Source organism: Pseudomonas sp. GW823-FHT02F05, from assembly GCF_058797315.1.
In genome coordinates, this window is sequence record NZ_JBXAJM010000007.1 from 79,943 (window position 1) to 98,950 (window position 19,008).

Consider the following 19,008-nt stretch of genomic DNA (forward strand, 5'->3'; position numbering starts at 1 on the left):
TCAGTACACCCAAACCTCCACTCGCCGATTCTTGATCCGGCCTTCATCCGCAGTATTGGCCGCCACCGGCATCTGCGCGCCAAACCCGCGAATATCCTTGAGCACCACGCCGCTCTTGACCAGCTCTCGGCGCACTGCCATCGCCCGCAACTTCGATAGCAGCGCCGCACGTTGCGGATCATTCTTGGTGTCGCCAAACCCCACCAGCGTCACCTGTTTATTCAGCTTGCCGTGGCTTCTGATATAGGCGACCACCCGCTGCACATCCTGGCGCGCCTTATTGTCGAGGCTGGCGCTGCCCTCGTCGAAGCGAAAATTCACCGTCAGGCGCTGAGCGTCTCGGGCGATGGCCTGGTAATCGTCGGGCATCGACGGGCGCGGCGCCACACCGATCGCTTGCACCTGCTGGGCGATGAAGCCATTGGCAGCCACAATCGCCTGGCCCTTGCTGCCTTGGGAAAACTCCACCATCGCCTTGGCCCATGGGTTGCGGGAAGAGGGCGGCAAGTAGAAGAACAGCCGACGTGACAGCGGGTAATCCTCGGTGGCGATCAGGCTGGTCAGCGGCAACATCGGTTGCGAGTCGCCGTCGACAATCGCCACCGCCTTGGCCTGGCGCACAGAGGGCAGGCCGATAAAACCGATGCCCTGGGGGTCCTGGCTCACCGCATCGGAAAGCTGTTCGCTGGATTCAAAGCGCTTGGCCAACGGCGCGAGCGGTTGGCCGCGGCGGCTCAGCACCAGTTCCCGGAAAGTGTCGAAGGTGCCGGATTGATCATCCCGGGCATATAAATGAATGGTCCCGCCTGTACCTCCCAGTGCCTCCCAGGTGCTGACCTCGCCGTTGAAGATTTGCGCCAATTGCTCGGTGTTGAGGCTATTGAGCGGGTTGCGCGGGTTGACGATGATTGCCAGGCCATCAATGGCGATCACATGCTCGGCGCCTGGGGTTTTCAAGTCCCCCAGGGGGTCGAGGTCCACCAGCTCGCTGTCATTGATCGGGCGGGACGCTGCGGCGAGGTCGGCGCGGTTGTTTTTCAGCGCCGCAAAGCCGGTGCTGGAACCGTGGGCCGCCACCTCGATGGTGACCGTCTGGCCTTGGCGTGTCTTGCCAACCACGCGCTGCTCATTCACCCCGGCACCCGGTTCAGCACGCACATCCTGCAAGCCCTGATACTCCATCAAGCCTTTGACCAGCGCCGGGCCGAGTGCCGCGCCGATGGTGTTGGAGCCCTGGATGCGCAGGGCCGGGCCTTGGTCGGGAATGGACAGAGGGGCCGCCACGGCGGGGAGTGCGATTGCAAAACACAGGAACAGAACGCGCAGCATCATGCCGGCACCTTCTCAGCCAAGGGAGTGCCGGGAGATTAAGTCAGTCGGATTGCAGTCATATGACCGACACGGGGCTGGCACCCCTGATCTCCTGTAGGAGCGAGCTTGCTCGCGAAAAACGTCAACGATAACGCGGGCTTCCTGAATAAACGCGGCGCCCTCAAGTTCTTCGCGAGCAAGCTCGCTCCTACAATCAGCTCAGTTCCAACCAGATCGGCGCATGGTCCGACGGTTTCTCCAGCCCACGCAAATCATAATCCACCCCCGCGTCCTTCACCCGAGGCACCAACCCGGTGGACGCCATGATTACGTCGATGCGCAGCCCGCGCTTGGGCTCGTCCTCAAAGCCACGGCTGCGGTAATCGAACCAGCTGAAGCGGTCGGTCACGTCCGGGTTGAGGTGGCGGAAGCTGTCCACCAGGCCCCAGTTCTTCAAGCGTGCCATCCACTCGCGTTCTTCCGGCAGGAAGCTGCACTTGCCGGTTTTCAGCCAGCGCTTGGCGTTGTCGGCGCCGATGCCGATGTCGCAGTCCTCTGGGGAAATGTTCACGTCGCCCATCACCACCAGCGCCTGGTCATTGCTGAACTGGCTTTCCAGCAATTGCTGCAAGTCTTCATAGAAGCGCTGCTTGGCCGGGAACTTGGTTGGGTGGTCGCGGCTTTCGCCTTGGGGGAAGTAGCCGTTCATGATGGTCACTGGGTGGCCGTTTTCGTCGGCGAAGGTGCCCCAGATAAACCGGCGCTGGGCGTCTTCTTCATCGCTGGCAAAGCCTTTGTGCACGCTCAACGCTTCTTTGCGCGAGAGCAGGGCCACGCCGTAGTGGCCTTTCTGCCCGTGGTAGTACACGTGATAACCCAGGGCCTGCACTTCGGCCAACGGGAACTGATCATCGTGGACCTTGGTTTCCTGCAAACCGATCACGTCCGGTTGATGCTTTTCAATCAGCGCCGCCAACTGATGAGGGCGAGCACGCAGCCCGTTGATATTGAAGGAGACGATTTTCATGGTCGGCAGTCCAGTCTGGCAAAAGGGCGATGCTAGCCGACAAGTCGGATGGGGGCCAGCGTGGCGGCAGGATGAATGCGCTGCTAATGTCTGGGAACGACTGGAGCTGTGCAGGTTCGTACCCATAAGAACGCCATGTTTGAGTGGCGCCCAGGGAGATTGACTGTTATGCCAGACACTTCGACGGCCACTGCCGAAATCCGCCTGCTCAATAGCGGCTACTCCCGTGAAGCGCGATCCCTGCTGTACCAGGCGTATCGCCATGAGCCGACCTTTGCCTACATCTTCGAAGCCGAGCGGGCGGGCTATGAACAGCGAGTACGTGCCACTGTGCGCGAACTGGTCAAGCAGCATTTTTTCCAGAAACTCCCGGCCATCGGCCTGTTCGTCAACGACCGGCTGATCGGCATTGCCCTGATTGCACCGCCCCAGCGGCGCCTGGGCATCACCGAAAGCTGGGCCTGGCAAATCCGCATGTGGCTGAGCACCGGCGTGCGCGGTACGCGGCGTTACCTGGAATACCATCATGCCGTCATGGCGTGCCTGCCCAACACGTCTGTGCATGTGCTGCCGTTGCTGGGTATTCACCCGCAGTTCCAGGGCAAGCACCATGGTGAGCAGTTGCTGGAAGCGGTACACAATTGGTGTGCCGACGACCCGCATTCATCCGGCGTGGTGCTCGACACCGGTAACTCCCGTTATTTGGATTTCTACAAGCGACAGGGCTATGAGGAAATCGGCGAAGTCGCCGTAGGGCCGGTGCGCGAGCATGTGTTTTTCCATCCCAATCCCCAGGCGTTACATCCTGCAACGGCTTGAGACAGAATTATTCAGAAGAATCCGGGTTCATAGTTCCTCTCTCGCTCGTGTAGCATCCGCGCCTATGAAGTTTCCAGGAAGATTTACCAGCGGCTTGATTCTGCTGTTCACGAGCTGCGGCGCATTGGCGCAAAGCGAACTGGACGTGCGGATCAAACCCTCGAACGACGCGCTGAAAGCCAACATCGAAGGCTACATCGGCGGTGTGGGCGATCGTGATGAAGAAGCCTTGCTGCGGTTCAGCCGTGGCGCCGAGGAGCAGGCGCGCAAAGCCGCGCAGGCCCTGGGCTACTATCAGCCGCAGATCAACAGCGATGTGAAGGGCGGCAAGAACCCGCGCCTGACCCTCACCATCGACCCCGGCGAACCGGTGCACTTGCGCGACGTCACCATAAGGGTCGACGGCCAGGCCGCGAGTCTCAAGACCTTTCGCGTGCCCGCCAGCGACGACCTCAAGCCCGGCGCCGTGCTCAATCACGGCCATTACGAAGACGCCAAGCGCCTGATCCAGAACCAGGCCTCGCGCTACGGGTTTTTCAGCGGGCGTTTCACCAGCCAGAAACTTGCCGTAGACCCTCAAGCGGGCGTGGCCGACATCGAACTCATTTACGACAGCGGCCCACGCTACAGCATGGGCAAGGTCAGCTTCACCGGCGACACGCCCTTTGATGAAGAGCTGTTGCAGCGCATGGTGCCGTTCAAGCCCGGCACACCCTATGACTCCGAACTGGTCGCCGAACTCAACCAGAACCTGCAAGCCAGTGGCTTCTTCGAAGGCGTGCGCGTCGACGCCAGCCCCACCGCCGCCACCGATGACGTGATCCCGGTGGCGGTGCAACTGGACACCCGCAAGCCGCGCACCATGGGCCTGGGCCTGGGGTATTCCACTGACGTCGGCCCACGGGGCAAAGCCAACTGGACGCGCCATTGGGTCAACCCACAGGGCCACAGTTATGGCTGGGAAGCTGAACTGTCGGCGCCACGGCAGAATGTCGGGTTGTGGTACGACATCCCGCTCGACCCGCCGCTCACTGACAAATTGCGCTTTGCTGGCGGCTACCAGAATGAAGAGATCGCTAACACTGACACCCTGAGCAAGCTGCTCACCATCGGCCCCGAATGGCACAGCAAGTTGCCCAGTGGCTGGACGCGGGTGATCTCCCTCAAGTACCAGCGCGAAGAATATCGCCTGGGCAATGACTCGGGCCTGAGTAACCTGCTGATGCCTGGCGTGAGTTATTCCTACTTGCGCAGTGACAACCGCATCGACCCGCACCATGGCTACCGTCTGATGTTCGACACCAAGGTCGCCAAAGAGGGCCTGGGGTCCGACACCAACCTGCTTTACGGCACAGCGACGGTCAAGGGCCTGACCACCTTGTGGGACAACCACCGCTTCCTCGGCCGTGCGCAATTTGGCGGCAGTGCCACCAATGGCTACAAATCCGTGCCTCCTTCCTTGCGCTTCTTCGCCGGTGGTGACCAGAGCGTGCGCGGCTACGAGTACCAGACGCTATCGCCCGAGAACGATCGCGGCGACCGCATCGGTGGCCGCTACATGGTGGCCTTGAGCGCTGAGTATCAATATTCCATCACCGATAAATGGCGTATCGCGACCTTTGTCGACCAGGGTAACTCGTTCAACAACCTGGACTTGCCCAGCCTGAAAACCGGCGTGGGCGTCGGCGTGCGCTGGGTGTCGCCGGTGGGGCCGATTCGCCTCGACCTGGCCCATGCCCTCGAAGATCCGGGCGGCATTCGCTTGCACTTTTCCATGGGGCCTGAGCTGTGATGCGTGGTTTGAAAATAGCGGGGCTGGCGTTGGTTGCCATCCTCGTCTTGCTGTTGTTGGCGCTGTGGTCAGTGCTTGGCACCCAGGCGGGCAGTCGTTGGGCCTTGGCCCAGGTGCCAGGTTTGAGCGTGGAAAATTTCCAGGGGCGCCTGGGCGGGCAGTGGAGTGCCGATCATTTGCTGTGGCAGCAGGATGGCAGCCGCGTCGAGCTGAATGCACCGACGTTTGACTGGACGCCCGGCTGCCTGCTGCGCATGACCCTGTGCATCAACCGACTGGATGTGGAACAGGTCAGCCTGGAATTCGCCCCCAGTGCCGAAGAGAGCGACAGCGGGCCGATTCAACTGCCCGACCTGAAGCTGCCGGTTTCGCTCCAGTTGGGCGATGTTCGCATTGGCAGCCTGCTGTTCAACGGCAATGAAGAACTCAAGGGCCTGCAACTGGTGGCGCACTGGACTACCGCCGGCCTGCAGATCGACTCGGTGCATCTGCAGCGCGACGATCTGGTACTGGACCTCGCCGGTCTGCTGCAACCCAGCGGCGATTGGCCGTTGAATGCCACCGGTAACCTGAGCTTGCCCTATGCGCCGGGCGGCGCGCCCTGGAGCGTTGCTCTCAAGCTCGACGGCGACTTGCTCAAGACCCTCAAGCTCGACGCCGACAGCAGCGGCTATCTGCCGGCCAAGCTCACTGGCGAGCTGCAACCCCTGGTGGAAAACCTGCCGGCGCAGGTGCACATCACCTCCGAGTCGTTCAAACCCAGCGCAGACCTGCCCGATACCCTGCAACTCAATCAACTGGACTTGAACGCTAAAGGCGACCTGAGCAATGGCTACCAGTTGCTGGGCAAGGCCGTGCTACCGGCCGAAAACGGCCCGGTGGATTTACTGCTCAAGGGCAAGGTTGACGCCAAGGGCGCACAGATTGCTGGCCTGGACCTGACGGCCGGCGACAAGCAAAGCCTCAAGCTCAGTGCCAACCTGGACTGGCAACAAGGCTTCAGCGCGGACGCCAAGATCGACTGGCTGGACTTCCCCTGGCATCGCCTCTATCCGGTCATTGACGAACCGCAAGTGGCCTTGCGCACCTTCAACGGTGAAATCTCCTATAAAGACGGCAACTACCTGGGCAATCTCAAGGCCGACCTCGACGGCCCGGCGGGCAAGTTCAATGTGGTCACCCCCTTCAGTGGCGACCTCAAGCAGGTCTTCCTGCCTGAGCTGAAACTGAGTGCCGGCCAGGGCAAGGCCGAAGGCCACCTGAACCTGCAATTTGCCGACGGCATTGCCTGGGACACTGCGCTGGATCTGTCGGCGCTGAACCCTGCCTACTGGGTCGCAGAGTTGCCCGGCACCCTGGCCGGGCCGCTGCGCAGCAAAGGTGAGTTCAAGAACGAACAACTCAAGTTCAACGCTGACCTCGACCTCAAGGGCCGCCTGCGCGGGCAAACCGCTGTGCTGGCGGCCAAGGCCGAAGGCGCCGGCGAACAATGGACCCTCGCCAACCTGGACATCCGCCTGGGCGACAACCGCATCAACGGCAGCGGCAGCCTGCAACAGCGTCTGGCCGGGCAGATCGACATCAAGCTGGCGCGCCTGGCCCAGCTCTGGCCGCAACTGCGTGGGCAAGTCAACGGGCGTGTCGAAGTGGCCGGCACCTTGAAAGCCCCGCAAGGCAAACTCGACCTCAAGGGGCAGCAACTGGCCTTTGCCGACAATCGTCTGCAAAGCCTCAACTTGGACGCCAACCTCGATAGTGCCCAGCGCGCCAAGCTGGACCTCAAGGCCAACGGCATTCAAAGCGGCGAGACGCAAGTCGGCAACCTCACCGCCAGCGCCCAGGGCGATATCAAGAACCAGAAAGTCCAGCTGGCGCTGACTGGCCCGCTGGTCAAACTGGCCCTGGCCCTGGACGGCAACCTCGACAAAGACAACTGGCGCGGGCGCCTGGCCAGTGGCGACGTGCAAGCCGGTGGCCAAGACTGGCGGCTGCAAGCCCCGGCGAAGATCGAACGCCTGGCCGATGGCAAGCTGACCTTCGGTGCGCACTGCTGGGTCTCCGGTGGCGCCAGCCTGTGTGGGGAAGACCAGCGCCTGATGCCCGAGCCGAAGTTGCGTTACCACCTCAAGCAATTCCCTCTCGACAGCCTCGCGGGGTTCTTGCCCAAAGACTTCGCCTGGCAGGGCAGGCTCAACGCCGATGTGCAACTCGACTTGCCCCAGAGCGGCCCAAAAGGTGTGGTCGCGGTGGACGCCAGTGGCGGCACCTTGCGCGTGCGCGACAAGGGCCAGTGGCTGGATTTCCCCTACGACACCCTGAAGCTGGAAACCACCCTCAATCCCAAGCGCATCGACACCCAGCTGAATTTCCGTGGCGGCAAGCTTGGCCAATTGTTGTTGCAGGCGCAGATCAATCCGCTGCCGAGCAACAAGCCGATCACCGGCAATTTCAGCCTTACGGGTCTGGACCTCGCCGTAGCGCGGCCCTTTGTACCCATGGTGGAAAAACTCAGCGGCAAACTCAACGGCAATGGCCGCATCTCCGGCGGTTTGCTCGCGCCCCTGGTCAACGGCAACCTGAACCTGGTGGACGGTGAAGTCTCCGGGCCGGAGTTGCCCATCAGCCTCGAAGGCCTGAACCTGCAGGCGCAGATCGCCGGTGAAAGCGTGCAGCTCAACGGCGGCTGGCGCAGCGGCAAGGCCGGCCAGGGTAGCCTTACGGGCCAGATCGACTGGGGCCGCGCCCTGGTGGTCGACCTCAGCCTCAAAGGCTCGCAACTGCCGGTCACCGTGGAGCCCTACGCCAAGCTGGAAGTGGCGCCCGACCTGAAGATCAGCCTCAAGGACGACAAACTGGCGATTGCCGGCAAAGTCCACATCCCCCGTGGCGATATCAGCGTGCGCGAACTGCCGCCTTCGACGGTCAAGGTGTCCGACGACACCGTGATCATCGGCAGCCAGACCGAAGAGGGTAAACCGCCGATGGCCATGGCCATGGATATCGACGTGGAGGTAGGCGAGGACCAGCTCAACTTCGCCGGCTTCGGCCTCACCGCCAAGGTCCAGGGCCACGTGCACATCGGCGACAACATGGACACCCGTGGTGAGCTGTGGCTCAACGACGGCCGCTACCGTGCCTACGGCCAGCGCCTCAATGTGCGCCGCGCACGCCTGTTGTTCGCGGGGCCCTTGGACCAGCCGTTCCTGGATATCGAAGCGGTGCGCATCGTTACCGAATCCAGCCGCACGGTCACCGCGGGTATCCGCCTGAGCGGCAGCGCCGAACAACCCACCACGCAGATCTTTTCCGAGCCGGCCATGGCCCAGGAAGATGCGTTGTCATACCTGGTGCTGGGCCGTTCGCGCACCAACACTGGCGAAGACAACAACATGCTCGCCGAAGCCGCCCTGGGCCTGGGCTTGATGGGCAGCGCTGGCGTGACTTCGGATATTGCCAATAAGCTGGGGATTCAGGATTTTGATCTGGACACCCAGGGTACGGGTAACAGCACCGCCGTGGTGGCCAGCGGCAAGATCAACGAGAAGCTCAGCTTGCGTTATGGGGTAGGGGTGTTCGAACCGGCTAACACCATTGCCTTGCGCTACCTGCTGAGCAAGAAGGTGTACTTGGAAGTGGCCACGGGCGTAGCGAGTTCCCTGGATATCTTCTACAAGCGCGATTTCTAAACCTTGCCCGATCAAAAAATGTAGGAGCGAGCTTGCTCGCGAAAAACGTCAACGATAACGCGTGCATCCTGAATGCACGCGGTGCCCGTGAGTTTTTTCGCGAGCAAGCTCGCTCCTACAAAAAGCCTTAACTGGACTCTCGCTGATTTGATTGCTGTCCAAGGCTCTAAGTTACTCAACTACCAAGCAACCTAATTATTCCATTTGACATTCGCTGCCTAAGCAGTAACATCTCGTCACACATTCACTGCCTAGGCAGTAATAAGGTGACTTTCGATGCCTCACTTCACCCCTGACAACTTCCACAACTGCCACCTCGGGCTGTTGCTGGGCCGCGCCGCGATCCTCAAGGACCGTATCATCGACACCCATATGGAACCCCACGGCATCACCGCCGCGCAGTTCAAGGTGTTGATCATCATGGCCCAGTTCGGCGTCGATACCCCGGCGGAACTGTGCCGCAACCTATCGCTGGATAGCGGTTCTATGACGCGCATGCTCGACCGTCTGGAGCAAAAAGACTTGCTCAGCCGCAAGCGCTCCGAGCTGGATCGCCGCCAGGTGCAGTTGGTGCTGACCGCCGAGGGCCAGCGCCTGGCGGACATGCTGCCGCACATTGGCGCCAAGGCCCTTAACCAGTTGGCCGGCGTGCTTGAGCCGGGCGAGCTGGAAACCCTGGAGCGGATCCTGAAGAAAATGCTGATCGCTGCGGGTGACCCCATCACGATCCAGCGGGTAGGTAGATCATGAACACACGCGCATTCAGCCTGGTGCTGGCGGCGATGACGTTGGCCGGTTGCGCCAATTACAGCGGCCTCGACACCCAGGGCCAGCGCCTCGACGCCAATACCTTGCACACCGGTAAATCCCTCAGCGGCGTGACGCTGTCGAGCGCCGCCTGGCCGGCCGCCGACTGGTGGAAAAGCCTGGGCGACCCACAGCTTGACGGCCTGATCCAGGAAGCCCTGCAGAACAGCCCCGACATGCAAGTCGCCGACGCCCGCGCCCACCAGGCCGAAGCGGCGGCCTATGCCGCCAACGCCGCCCGTATGCCGACCCTGGATGCCAGCGCCGGCGTGAGCCGTTCACGCCTGGCCAAGGACCAGGACCCACGCGGGCAGGGCGATGCCTATTCGACGGTGCGCAACATCGGCGCCAGCTTCAATTACAACTTCGACCTGTGGGGCGGCCAGCGCGCCGCCTGGGAAGCGGCGTTGGGCGAGGCCCGTGCTGCCGAAGTCGACCAGCAGGCCGCGCGCCTGACACTGGCCGCGAACGTGGCCAAGGCCTACAGCGACCTGGGCCAGGCCCATATCGTGCGTGACCTGGCCGTGGATGACCTCAAGCGTACCCGCCAGATGCTCGACCTGAGCAAGCGCCGCCTGAGTTCCGGTATCGACAGCGAGTACCAGTTCCAGCAGACCGAGAGCCTGGAAGCCAGTTCTCAGTCGCAACTGATTGACGCGGAAAAACAACTACAAAGCGCCAAGATCGCGTTGGCTGTGTTGCTCGGCAAAGGCCCGGAACGCGGTGACGAGTTGGCGCGCCCAGCGGTGCTCAAACCCAGCGCCGTGGCCGTGCCGGCGGTGTTGCCTGCCGAGTTGCTTGGCCGTCGCCCGGACCTGGTCGCCGCACGTTGGCGCGTAGAGGCCGCGAGCAAGAACATCGATGCCAGCAAGACCCGCTTCTACCCCAACCTCAACCTGAGCGCGAGCGCAGGTGCCGAGTCGTTGCTGGGCGATGCGATGTTCGGTTCGGCCAGCCGCTTCTTCAACATTGCGCCGACGATTTCGCTGCCGATCTTTGACGGCGGCCGTCTGCGTGCTGATCTCGATGCCCGCGACGCCGACTACGACCTGGCCGTGGCCCAGTACAACAAAACCCTGGTGCAAGCCTTGGGCGATATCGGCAACAGCCTGTCCCAACTGCGCGACACCGGGCGGCAGATCCAGGCCCAGCAACATGCCGCCGACATCGCGCAGCAGTCCTACGACACCGGGGTGCAACGCTACAGCTCAGGCATCGGTAACTACCTGGATGTGCTCAGCATCGAGCAGCAATTGCTGCAGGCCCAGCGTCAGCTGGCCACCCTGAATGCGGCGCAGATTGACCTGTCGATTCAATTGATGCAGGCCCTGGGTGGCGGGTACCACGCCAACAGCGTGGCCGCGACCACCCCAGCTACACGCACGGAATAATTTGAGGTATTTGTCATGGCCACTGCCGACAGCAACAACGCAACCGAACAACCCAAAGACACCAACCCCCGCAAACGCAAAGTGATGCTGATCGGCCTGGCGCTCATCGTCATCCTGAGTGTGGTGGGCGTGTGGGCCTGGTATGAGTTCTACGGGCGCTTCAATGAAAGCACCGACGACGCCTATGTGAACGGCAACGTGGTGGAAATCACCCCGCTGGTCACCGGCACCGTGGTCAGCATTGGCGCCGACGATGGCGACCTGGTCCATGAAGGCCAGGTGCTGATCAACTTCGACCCCAACGACGCCGCCGTCGGCCTGCAGAGTGCCCAGGCCAACCTGGCCCGCACCGTGCGCCAAGTACGCGGCCTGTACAGCAACGTCGATGGCATGAAAGCCCAGGTCAATGCGCAGAAAGCCGATGTGCAAACCGCCCAGGACAACTACAACCGCCGCAAGACCCTGGCCCAGGGCGGCGCGATTTCCCAGGAAGAACTGTCTCACGCTCGCGACAGCCTGACCGCCGCCAAGAACGCCTTGACCAACCTTGAGCAACAACTGAAAACCACCAATGCCCTGGTGGATGACACGGTGATTTCGTCCCACCCCGATGTGCAAGCGGCCGCCGCGCAACTGCGCCAGGCGTACCTGACCAATGCGCGCAGCACCTTGATCGCGCCGGTCACCGGCTATGTGGCCAAGCGCACCGTGCAACTGGGCCAGCGCGTCCAACCGGGCACCGCGCTGATGGCGGTGATCCCGCTGGACCAGCTGTGGATCGACGCCAACTTCAAGGAAACCCAACTGCGGGATATGCGCATCGGCCAGCCGGTGGATATCGAGTCGGACATCTACGGCAGCGACGTCAAGTACAGCGGCACCGTCGACAGCCTTGGCGCCGGCACGGGCAGCGCGTTCGCCTTGCTGCCCGCGCAGAACGCCACCGGCAACTGGATCAAGATCGTGCAGCGGGTACCGGTGCGCATCCATATCAACGCCGAAGAGCTGGCCAAACACCCGCTGCGAGTGGGCTTGAGCACCGTGGTCAACGTAGACCTGCACGACCAGAGCGGCCCGGTGCTGGCGCAACAGGCGCCGCAAAAAGCCTCGTTCACCACCAACGTGTATGACCGCCAATTGGCCGAGGCCGATGCCATGATCAACCAGTTGATCCATGACAACAGCGTCGCCGCTCCCAAGGCTGCGCAACGCTGATGAGCAATAACGCCTCGTTCACGCCACCCAGCCTGTTGATGGCCACTATTGGCCTGTCGCTGGCGACCTTTATGCAGGTGCTCGACACCACCATCGCCAACGTGGCGTTGCCGACTATCTCCGGCAACCTGGGGGTGAGTTCGGAGCAGGGCACCTGGGTGATCACTTCGTTTGCGGTGAGCAACGCCATCGCCTTGCCGCTCACCGGTTGGTTGAGCCGGCGCTTTGGCGAGGTGAAGCTGTTCTTGTGGGCGACCCTGCTGTTCGTGCTGGCGTCGTTCCTGTGCGGTATCTCTACCTCGATGCCTGAGCTGATCGGCTTTCGGGTGCTGCAAGGCTTGGTGGCAGGGCCGCTGTACCCGATGACCCAGACCTTGCTGATTGCGGTCTACCCACCGGCCAAGCGCGGCATGGCCCTGGCGTTATTGGCGATGGTCACGGTGGTCGCGCCGATTGCCGGGCCCATCCTCGGCGGCTGGATCACCGACAGCTACAGTTGGCCGTGGATCTTTTTCATCAACGTGCCCATCGGTATCTTTGCGGTGATGGTGGTGCGTTCGCAGTTGAAGAAGCGTCCGGTGGTCACCAGTTATCAGCCGATGGATTACGTTGGGCTGCTGAGCCTGATCGTCGGCGTGGGCGCCTTGCAGATCATCCTCGACAAGGGCAATGACCTGGACTGGTTCGAGTCCAACTTCATCATCATTGGTGCGGCCATTTCGGTGATTGCCCTGGCGGTGTTCGTGATCTGGGAGATGACCGACAAGCACCCGGTGGTCAACCTGCGGCTGTTCGCGCACCGTAACTTCCGGATCGGCACCATCGTGTTGATCCTGGGTTATGCGGGCTTTTTCGGCATCAACCTGATCCTGCCGCAGTGGCTGCAAACCCAGATGGGCTACACCGCCACCTGGGCCGGGCTGGCAGTGGCGCCCATCGGCATTTTGCCGGTGCTGATGTCGCCGTTCGTGGGCAAGTATGCGCACAAGTTCGACCTGCGCCTGCTGGCGGGCCTGGCGTTCCTGGCGATTGGCTTGAGCTGCTTCATGCGCGCCGGCTTCACCAACGAAGTGGACTTCACCCACATCGCCATGGTGCAGCTGTTCATGGGCATCGGCGTGGCGCTGTTCTTCATGCCGACCTTGAGCATCCTGATGTCCGACCTGCCGCCGCACCAGATTGCCGACGGCGCGGGGCTTGCGACCTTCCTGCGCACCTTGGGCGGCAGCTTCGCGGCCTCGCTGACAACCTGGATCTGGATTCGCCGGGCCGACCAGCACCATGCCTACATGAGCGAGAACATGACCGTCTACGACTCGACCACCCGCGATGCGTTGCAGGCGCTGGGCGGGGCAGGGCAGAAGGCCTATACCCAACTGGACCAGATTCTCACCAGCCAGGCGTACATGATGTCCACCGTGGATTACTTCACGTTGCTGGGGTGGATGTTCATGGGCTTGATGTTGCTGGTGTGGCTGGCCAAGCCACCGTTCACGGCGAAGGCCGGGCCTGCGGCTTCGGGGCACTGATTGTAAGGTCAGCGCGGTCCCTGTGGGAGCTGGCTTGCCTGCGATGCAGACACCTCGGTGTATCAGATGCACCGAGGTGATGCTATCGCAGCATAGGTATCTACATAACGCTGTAACGGTGGACGGTAACCACGTTGCGAAGCGAGTCGCTCTTGATCTTGATCTGCTTTTGATCTTGATCTCAGGCGCCCCGTTAAACCACGCTGGCCGAACGCAGGCTTGAATTCGTGGGTAACCCGGCAGGACGCCGGGTTAGCCGCCCCGCGCCATGGATGGCGCGTGGCGGCGGCCCACGGATTCAAGCCTGTGTTCGGGCACACCGAGCCTAAGCGAGGTGCCGAGTGGTGGGGCAAGAGCGCTTTGGTTACTTTCGCGCTTTTTCGAAAGTGACCCGCCGTCAGGGCGGAACCCTAAGTAGCCGTTACCGCAGGAATGGATATGTACACAATCCAGCTGTGTTGGCTGTCAGGCCGCTATCGCAGGCAAGCCAGCTCCCACATTTGGATCGCGTGCGTCAGCTAGATCAGCGTCGGTTGTCAGTCCGTCACGGGAGCAAGCTCCCTCGCCACAGGGTCAGCGCCGTACCGAAGTTGTGTAGACACCTATGGCTATCGCAGGCAAGCCAGCTCCCACAGGTTGAACGGTGTTGTGTCAGAGGTTCAGGCGCCAGGCAACGCCAACTGCGGGTTGACGAAGTCAAACGCCGCCAGCTGAAATCCTTGCTCATCCACCTGCAGCGCCCACCCTTGCTTGTCCCAGTCCCCCAGCACAATGCGCTTGGCCGCCTGGTCGCCGATCTGCAACTTATGGATGGCGGGGCGGTGGGTATGGCCGTGGACCAGGGTGCGCACGCCGAACTGCTGCATCACCCGTGGCACTTCTTCAGGGGTGACATCGACAATGTCGTTGGCCTTCATGCGCACTTGAGCGCTGCTCTCACTGCGCAACTTGCGCGCCAGTTTGTGGCGGGTGCCCAAGGGCAGGTGGCGCAGGATAAACAGTACAACCGGGTTACGCAGGATGCGCCGCAGCTTCATATAGCCGAGGTCGCGGGTGCAGAGGCTGTCGCCGTGCATCAACAGCACTGGCTCGCCATACAACTGCACGACCGTCGGGTCCTTGAGCAAGGTAGCGCCTGCCGCTTTGCAGAACGCCTTGCCGATCAGGAAGTCACGGTTGCCGTGCATGATGAAAATCGGGGTGCCGCTGTCGCTCAGCTCACGCAGAGCCGCGCAGATGGAACGCTGGAAGGGGGTCATGCCATCGTCGCCAATCCAGGCTTCGAAGAAGTCCCCCAGAATGTACAACGCCTGGGCGCCACGGGCGCGGCCGTGGAGCAGATCCAGAAACGCCCGGGTGATGTCCGGGCGCTCCTCTTCCAGATGCAAATCTGAAATCAGCAATATCACCCAACGATCTCGGCTTTCTCGACGATCACGTCTTCGGCTGGAACGTCCTGGTGACCGGCCTTGGAGGTGGTCGATACGCCTTTGATCTTGTCGACAACGTCAGTGCCTTCGGTGACTTTACCGAACACCGCGTAGCCCCAACCCTGCACGTTCTTGCCGCTGTGGTTCAGGAAGGCGTTGTCGGCGACGTTGATGAAGAACTGCGCGGAGGCCGAATGCGGCTCCATGGTACGGGCCATGGCGACGGTGTACTTGTCGTTGGAAAGGCCGTTGTCCGCTTCGTTCTGGATGCTTGGACGCTTGTCTTTCTTCTCTTTCATGCCCGGCTCGAAACCGCCGCCCTGGATCATGAAGTTACCGATGACACGGTGGAAAACAGTGTTTTCGTAGTGGCCGGCTTTGACGTATTCGATGAAGTTGGCGACGGTGATCGGCGCTTTCTCGGCGTTCAGCTCGATAACGATGTCACCGTGGTTGGTGGTCAGTTTGACTTGAGTCATGTTCGCTACTCTTTTCAGGGAATTCGTGGGTGTGGGCGCCTGGGCACCTTACCTGTCTGGCTAAACGACGGCCAAGGCGCGCAGTTTAGCGTGCCCTGCGGGAATTTCGAGGTGGTTTTTTACCGCCCGGGCAATTAATTGGCCGCGCTCTGTATGTGTCTTGACTGCTTCGGCTATTATGAGCCCTTTGTTTTATCTGGCCCCACCTGGCCACGCACCTGTCTGTTCAAGGATCCTATGAGCAAGCCCACTGTCGACCCTACCTCGAATACCAAGGCCGGACCTGCCGTCCCGGTCAATTTCCTTCGCCCGATCATCCAGGCGGACCTGGATTCGGGCAAGCACACGCAGATCGTCACCCGTTTCCCACCTGAGCCCAACGGCTACCTGCACATCGGCCACGCCAAGTCGATCTGTGTGAACTTCGGCCTGGCCCAGGAGTTCGGTGGCGTCACGCACCTGCGTTTCGACGACACCAACCCGGCCAAGGAAGACCAGGAATACATCGACGCCATCGAAAGCGACATCAAGTGGCTGGGCTTCGAATGGTCCGGTGAAGTGCGCTATGCCTCCAAGTATTTCGACCAGTTGTTCGACTGGGCCGTCGAGCTGATCAAGGCCGGCAAGGCCTATGTGGACGACCTGACCCCGGAGCAGGCCAAGGAGTACCGTGGCACGCTGACCGAGCCGGGCAAGAACAGCCCGTTCCGCGACCGTTCGGTGGAAGAGAACCTGGACTGGTTCAACCGTATGCGCGCCGGCGAATTCCCGGACGGCGCCCGCGTGCTGCGCGCCAAGATCGACATGGCCTCGCCGAACATGAACCTGCGCGACCCGATCATGTACCGCATCCGCCATGCCCATCACCACCAGACCGGTGACAAATGGTGCATCTACCCGAACTACGACTTCACCCACGGTCAGTCGGACGCCATCGAAGGCATCACCCACTCCATCTGCACCCTGGAATTCGAAAGCCATCGCCCACTGTATGAATGGTTCCTGGACAGCCTGCCGGTCCCGGCGCACCCGCGTCAGTACGAGTTCAGCCGCCTGAACCTGAACTACACCATCACCAGCAAGCGCAAGCTCAAGCAACTGGTCGATGAAAAGCACGTGCATGGCTGGGATGACCCGCGCATGTCGACTCTGTCGGGCTTCCGCCGTCGCGGCTACACCCCGGCGTCGATCCGCAACTTCTGCGACATGGTCGGCACCAACCGCTCCGACGGCGTGGTCGATTTCGGCATGCTGGAATTCAGCATCCGTCAGGACCTCGACGCCAACGCCCCGCGCGCCATGTGCGTGCTGCGCCCGTTGAAAGTCGTGATTACCAACTACCCGGAAGGCCAGGTCGAGAACCTCGAACTGCCGCGTCATCCGCAGAAAGAAGAGCTGGGCGTGCGCAAGTTGCCATTCGCCCGCGAGATCTACATCGACCGTGACGACTTCATGGAAGAGCCGCCAAAAGGCTACAAGCGCCTGGAGCCGAACGGCGAAGTGCGCCTGCGCGGCAGCTACGTGATCCGTGCGGACGAAGCGATCAAGGACGCCGACGGCAACATCGTCGAACTGCGCTGCTCGTACGATCCGGACACCCTGGGCAAGAACCCTGAAGGCCGCAAGGTCAAGGGTGTGGTCCACTGGGTGCCGGCCGCTGCCAGCATCGAATGCGAAGTGCGCCTGTACGATCGTCTGTTCCGCTCGCCAAACCCTGAGAAGGCTGAAGACAGCGCGAGTTTCCTCGACAACATCAACCCTGATTCCCTGCAAGTACTCACTGGTTGTCGTGCCGAGCCATCGCTTGGCGACGCACAGCCGGAAGACCGTTTCCAGTTCGAGCGCGAAGGCTACTTCTGCGCGGATATCAAGGACTCGAAACCTGGTGCTCCGGTATTCAACCGTACCGTGACCTTGCGAGATTCGTGGGGCCAGTGATTTAAGGGAAACATCGTGCTAACGATCTACAACACGCTCAGCAAGACCAAAGAAGTCTTCAAGCCGCTGGACGGCAACAAGGTGCGCATGTACGTGTGCGGCATGACCGTGTACGACTACTGCCACATCGGCCACGGCCGCAGCATGGTTGCCTTCGACCTGGTGACCCGCTGGTTGCGTTTCAGCGGCTATGACTTGACGTACGTGCGCAACATCACCGACATCGACGACAAGATCATCAACCGTGCCAACGAAAACGGCGAGTCGTTCGACGCGCTGACCGAGCGCATGATCGCCGCCATGCACGAGGACGAGGCACGCCTCAACATTCTCAAGCCGGACATGGAGCCGCGTGCCACGGACCACATCCCGGGCATGCACGCGATGATCCAGACCTTGATCGACAAGGGCTACGCCTACGCCCCAGGCAACGGCGACGTGTACTACCGCGTCGCCAAGTTCATGGGCTACGGCAAGCTGTCGCGTAAAAAGATCGAAGACCTGCGCATCGGCGCGCGTATCGAAGTCGACGAAGCCAAGCAGGACCCGCTCGACTTCGTACTGTGGAAAGCCACCAAGCCGGGCGAGCCGAGCTGGGAGTCGCCCTGGGGCGCCGGGCGTCCGGGCTGGCACATCGAATGCTCGGTGATGTCCACCTGCTGCCTGGGCGAGACCTTCGACATTCATGGCGGCGGCAGCGACCTTGAGTTCCCGCACCACGAAAACGAAATCGCCCAGAGCGAAGCCGCCACCGGCAAGACTTACGCCAACGCCTGGATGCACTGCGGCATGATCCGCATCAATGGCGAGAAGATGTCCAAGTCCTTGAACAACTTCTTCACCATCCGCGACGTGCTGGAAAAGTACCACCCGGAAGTGGTGCGTTACCTGTTGGTGTCGAGCCACTACCGCAGCGCCATCAACTACTCGGAAGACAACCTCAAGGACGCCAAGGGCGCCCTGGAGCGTTTCTACCACGCGTTGAAAGGTTTGCCTGCGGTGGCGCCGGCAGGCGGCGAGGCCTTCGTGGCACGCTTCACCGAAGTGATGAACGACGACTTCGGTACCCCGGAAGCCTGCGCCGTGCTGTTCGAGATGGTGCGCGAGATCAACCGCTTGCGCGAGACCGATATCGACGCAGCGGCGGGCCTGGCGGCGCGTCTGAAAGAACTGGCCAGCGTGCTGGGCGTGTTGCAGATGGAGGCCGATGACTTCCTGCAAGCCGGCGCTGAAGGGCGTGTGGATGCCGCTGAGGTAGATGCACTGATCCAGGCGCGTCTGGCGGCTCGCACCAATAAAGACTGGGCGGAATCCGACCGTATCCGCGACCAACTGACCGCGATGGGTGTGGTGTTGGAAGACGGCAAGGGTGGGACGACGTGGCGGTTGGCTGACTGACCGTTGATAGCTGCACGCTGAATAAAAAAACGCCCCGACTGGTTCGGGGCATTTTTTTGCACTCTCGTTCCCACGCTCTGCGTGGGAATGCATACCGAGACGCTCCGCCTCGCCCGCTCGCCCGAGTGGGGCGGACGCGGAGCGTCCTGGGCGGCGTTACCACGCAGAGCGTGGGAACGATCTGCG

Annotated in this window: 13 protein-coding genes; 9 read left to right on the forward strand and 4 right to left on the reverse strand. The window is 61.7% G+C overall.

Annotated elements, in window-relative coordinates:
* The gene (locus AC1RAC_RS10680) at positions 1-1,332 is read right to left on the reverse strand and encodes a substrate-binding domain-containing protein (RefSeq protein ID WP_492616562.1); all 1,332 of its coding nucleotides are present in this window, start codon (positions 1,330-1,332) and stop codon (positions 1-3) included.
* A gap of 193 nt (positions 1,333-1,525) precedes the next feature.
* On the reverse strand, positions 1,526-2,338 hold the full coding sequence (gene xthA / locus AC1RAC_RS10685; RefSeq protein ID WP_057974927.1) for an exodeoxyribonuclease III: 813 nt from the start codon (positions 2,336-2,338) through the stop codon (positions 1,526-1,528).
* 168 nt (positions 2,339-2,506) lie between these two features.
* On the opposite strand from xthA, the gene AC1RAC_RS10690 reads away from it, so the two are divergent.
* From AC1RAC_RS10690 to AC1RAC_RS10720, 7 genes are all read left to right on the forward strand, one after another.
* Positions 2,507-3,157, forward strand: a complete 651-nt coding sequence (locus tag AC1RAC_RS10690) for a GNAT family N-acetyltransferase (protein ID WP_034127911.1) — start codon at positions 2,507-2,509, stop codon at positions 3,155-3,157.
* A gap of 64 nt (positions 3,158-3,221) precedes the next feature.
* Positions 3,222-4,949, forward strand: a complete 1,728-nt coding sequence (locus tag AC1RAC_RS10695) for an autotransporter assembly complex protein TamA (protein WP_198861991.1) — start codon at positions 3,222-3,224, stop codon at positions 4,947-4,949.
* Positions 4,949-8,635, forward strand: a complete 3,687-nt coding sequence (locus AC1RAC_RS10700) for a translocation/assembly module TamB domain-containing protein (RefSeq protein ID WP_492616563.1) — start codon at positions 4,949-4,951, stop codon at positions 8,633-8,635. Before AC1RAC_RS10695 ends, AC1RAC_RS10700 begins: the two co-directional genes overlap by 1 nt.
* A gap of 276 nt (positions 8,636-8,911) precedes the next feature.
* A complete protein-coding gene (locus AC1RAC_RS10705) occupies positions 8,912-9,385 on the forward strand; it encodes a MarR family winged helix-turn-helix transcriptional regulator (RefSeq protein WP_014718945.1) in 474 nt (157 codons plus the stop codon).
* Positions 9,382-10,833 (forward strand): efflux transporter outer membrane subunit, encoded by a 1,452-nt coding sequence (locus tag AC1RAC_RS10710; protein WP_054917321.1) that lies wholly within the window; start codon positions 9,382-9,384, stop codon positions 10,831-10,833. The genes AC1RAC_RS10705 and AC1RAC_RS10710 overlap by 4 nt, the downstream gene beginning before the upstream one ends.
* A 15-nt stretch (positions 10,834-10,848) precedes the next feature.
* The gene (locus tag AC1RAC_RS10715) at positions 10,849-12,048 is read left to right on the forward strand and encodes an HlyD family secretion protein (protein WP_034127907.1); all 1,200 of its coding nucleotides are present in this window, start codon (positions 10,849-10,851) and stop codon (positions 12,046-12,048) included.
* Entirely contained in the window at positions 12,048-13,577 is a 1,530-nt protein-coding gene (locus tag AC1RAC_RS10720) for a DHA2 family efflux MFS transporter permease subunit (RefSeq protein WP_020302329.1), read from the forward strand. Before AC1RAC_RS10715 ends, AC1RAC_RS10720 begins: the two co-directional genes overlap by 1 nt.
* Positions 13,578-14,236: 659 nt before the next feature.
* On the opposite strand, the gene lpxH is transcribed toward AC1RAC_RS10720, so the two are convergent.
* Entirely contained in the window at positions 14,237-14,986 is a 750-nt protein-coding gene (lpxH, locus tag AC1RAC_RS10725; protein WP_014718941.1) for a UDP-2,3-diacylglucosamine diphosphatase, read from the reverse strand.
* Complete coding sequence (locus tag AC1RAC_RS10730; protein ID WP_003174772.1) at positions 14,983-15,486, reverse strand: peptidylprolyl isomerase; 504 nt, start codon at positions 15,484-15,486, stop codon at positions 14,983-14,985. Before AC1RAC_RS10730 ends, lpxH begins: the two co-directional genes overlap by 4 nt.
* 237 nt (positions 15,487-15,723) lie before the next feature.
* On the opposite strand from AC1RAC_RS10730, the gene AC1RAC_RS10735 reads away from it, so the two are divergent.
* Both AC1RAC_RS10735 and cysS read left to right on the forward strand, forming a co-directional pair.
* Positions 15,724-17,424: a glutamine--tRNA ligase/YqeY domain fusion protein gene (locus AC1RAC_RS10735; RefSeq protein WP_003192174.1), complete on the forward strand. Its 1,701-nt coding sequence runs from the start codon at positions 15,724-15,726 to the stop codon at positions 17,422-17,424.
* Positions 17,425-17,439: 15 nt separating this feature from the next.
* Positions 17,440-18,822 carry a cysteine--tRNA ligase gene (gene cysS, locus AC1RAC_RS10740; RefSeq protein ID WP_034127906.1) on the forward strand — a complete coding sequence of 461 codons (1,383 nt, stop codon included), beginning with the start codon at positions 17,440-17,442 and terminating at the stop codon, positions 18,820-18,822.
* Positions 18,823-19,008: the final 186 nt, after the last annotated feature.

Excerpts from the sequence above, each read along its gene's own strand:
- AC1RAC_RS10735 (WP_003192174.1), top strand. The coding sequence starts at position 15,724 with ATGAGCAAGCCCACTGTCGACCCTACCTCGAATACCAAGGCCGGACCT.
- AC1RAC_RS10720 (WP_020302329.1), top strand. The coding sequence starts at position 12,048 with ATGAGCAATAACGCCTCGTTCACGCCACCCAGCCTGTTGATGGCCACT.
- AC1RAC_RS10695 (WP_198861991.1), top strand. The coding sequence starts at position 3,222 with ATGAAGTTTCCAGGAAGATTTACCAGCGGCTTGATTCTGCTGTTCACG.
- AC1RAC_RS10710 (WP_054917321.1), top strand. The coding sequence starts at position 9,382 with ATGAACACACGCGCATTCAGCCTGGTGCTGGCGGCGATGACGTTGGCC.
- AC1RAC_RS10730 (WP_003174772.1), bottom strand. The coding sequence starts at position 15,486 with ATGACTCAAGTCAAACTGACCACCAACCACGGTGACATCGTTATCGAG.
- AC1RAC_RS10705 (WP_014718945.1), top strand. The coding sequence starts at position 8,912 with ATGCCTCACTTCACCCCTGACAACTTCCACAACTGCCACCTCGGGCTG.
- AC1RAC_RS10700 (WP_492616563.1), top strand. The coding sequence starts at position 4,949 with ATGCGTGGTTTGAAAATAGCGGGGCTGGCGTTGGTTGCCATCCTCGTC.
- xthA (WP_057974927.1), bottom strand. The coding sequence starts at position 2,338 with ATGAAAATCGTCTCCTTCAATATCAACGGGCTGCGTGCTCGCCCTCAT.
- AC1RAC_RS10690 (WP_034127911.1), top strand. The coding sequence starts at position 2,507 with ATGCCAGACACTTCGACGGCCACTGCCGAAATCCGCCTGCTCAATAGC.
- AC1RAC_RS10680 (WP_492616562.1), bottom strand. The coding sequence starts at position 1,332 with ATGATGCTGCGCGTTCTGTTCCTGTGTTTTGCAATCGCACTCCCCGCC.
- AC1RAC_RS10715 (WP_034127907.1), top strand. The coding sequence starts at position 10,849 with ATGGCCACTGCCGACAGCAACAACGCAACCGAACAACCCAAAGACACC.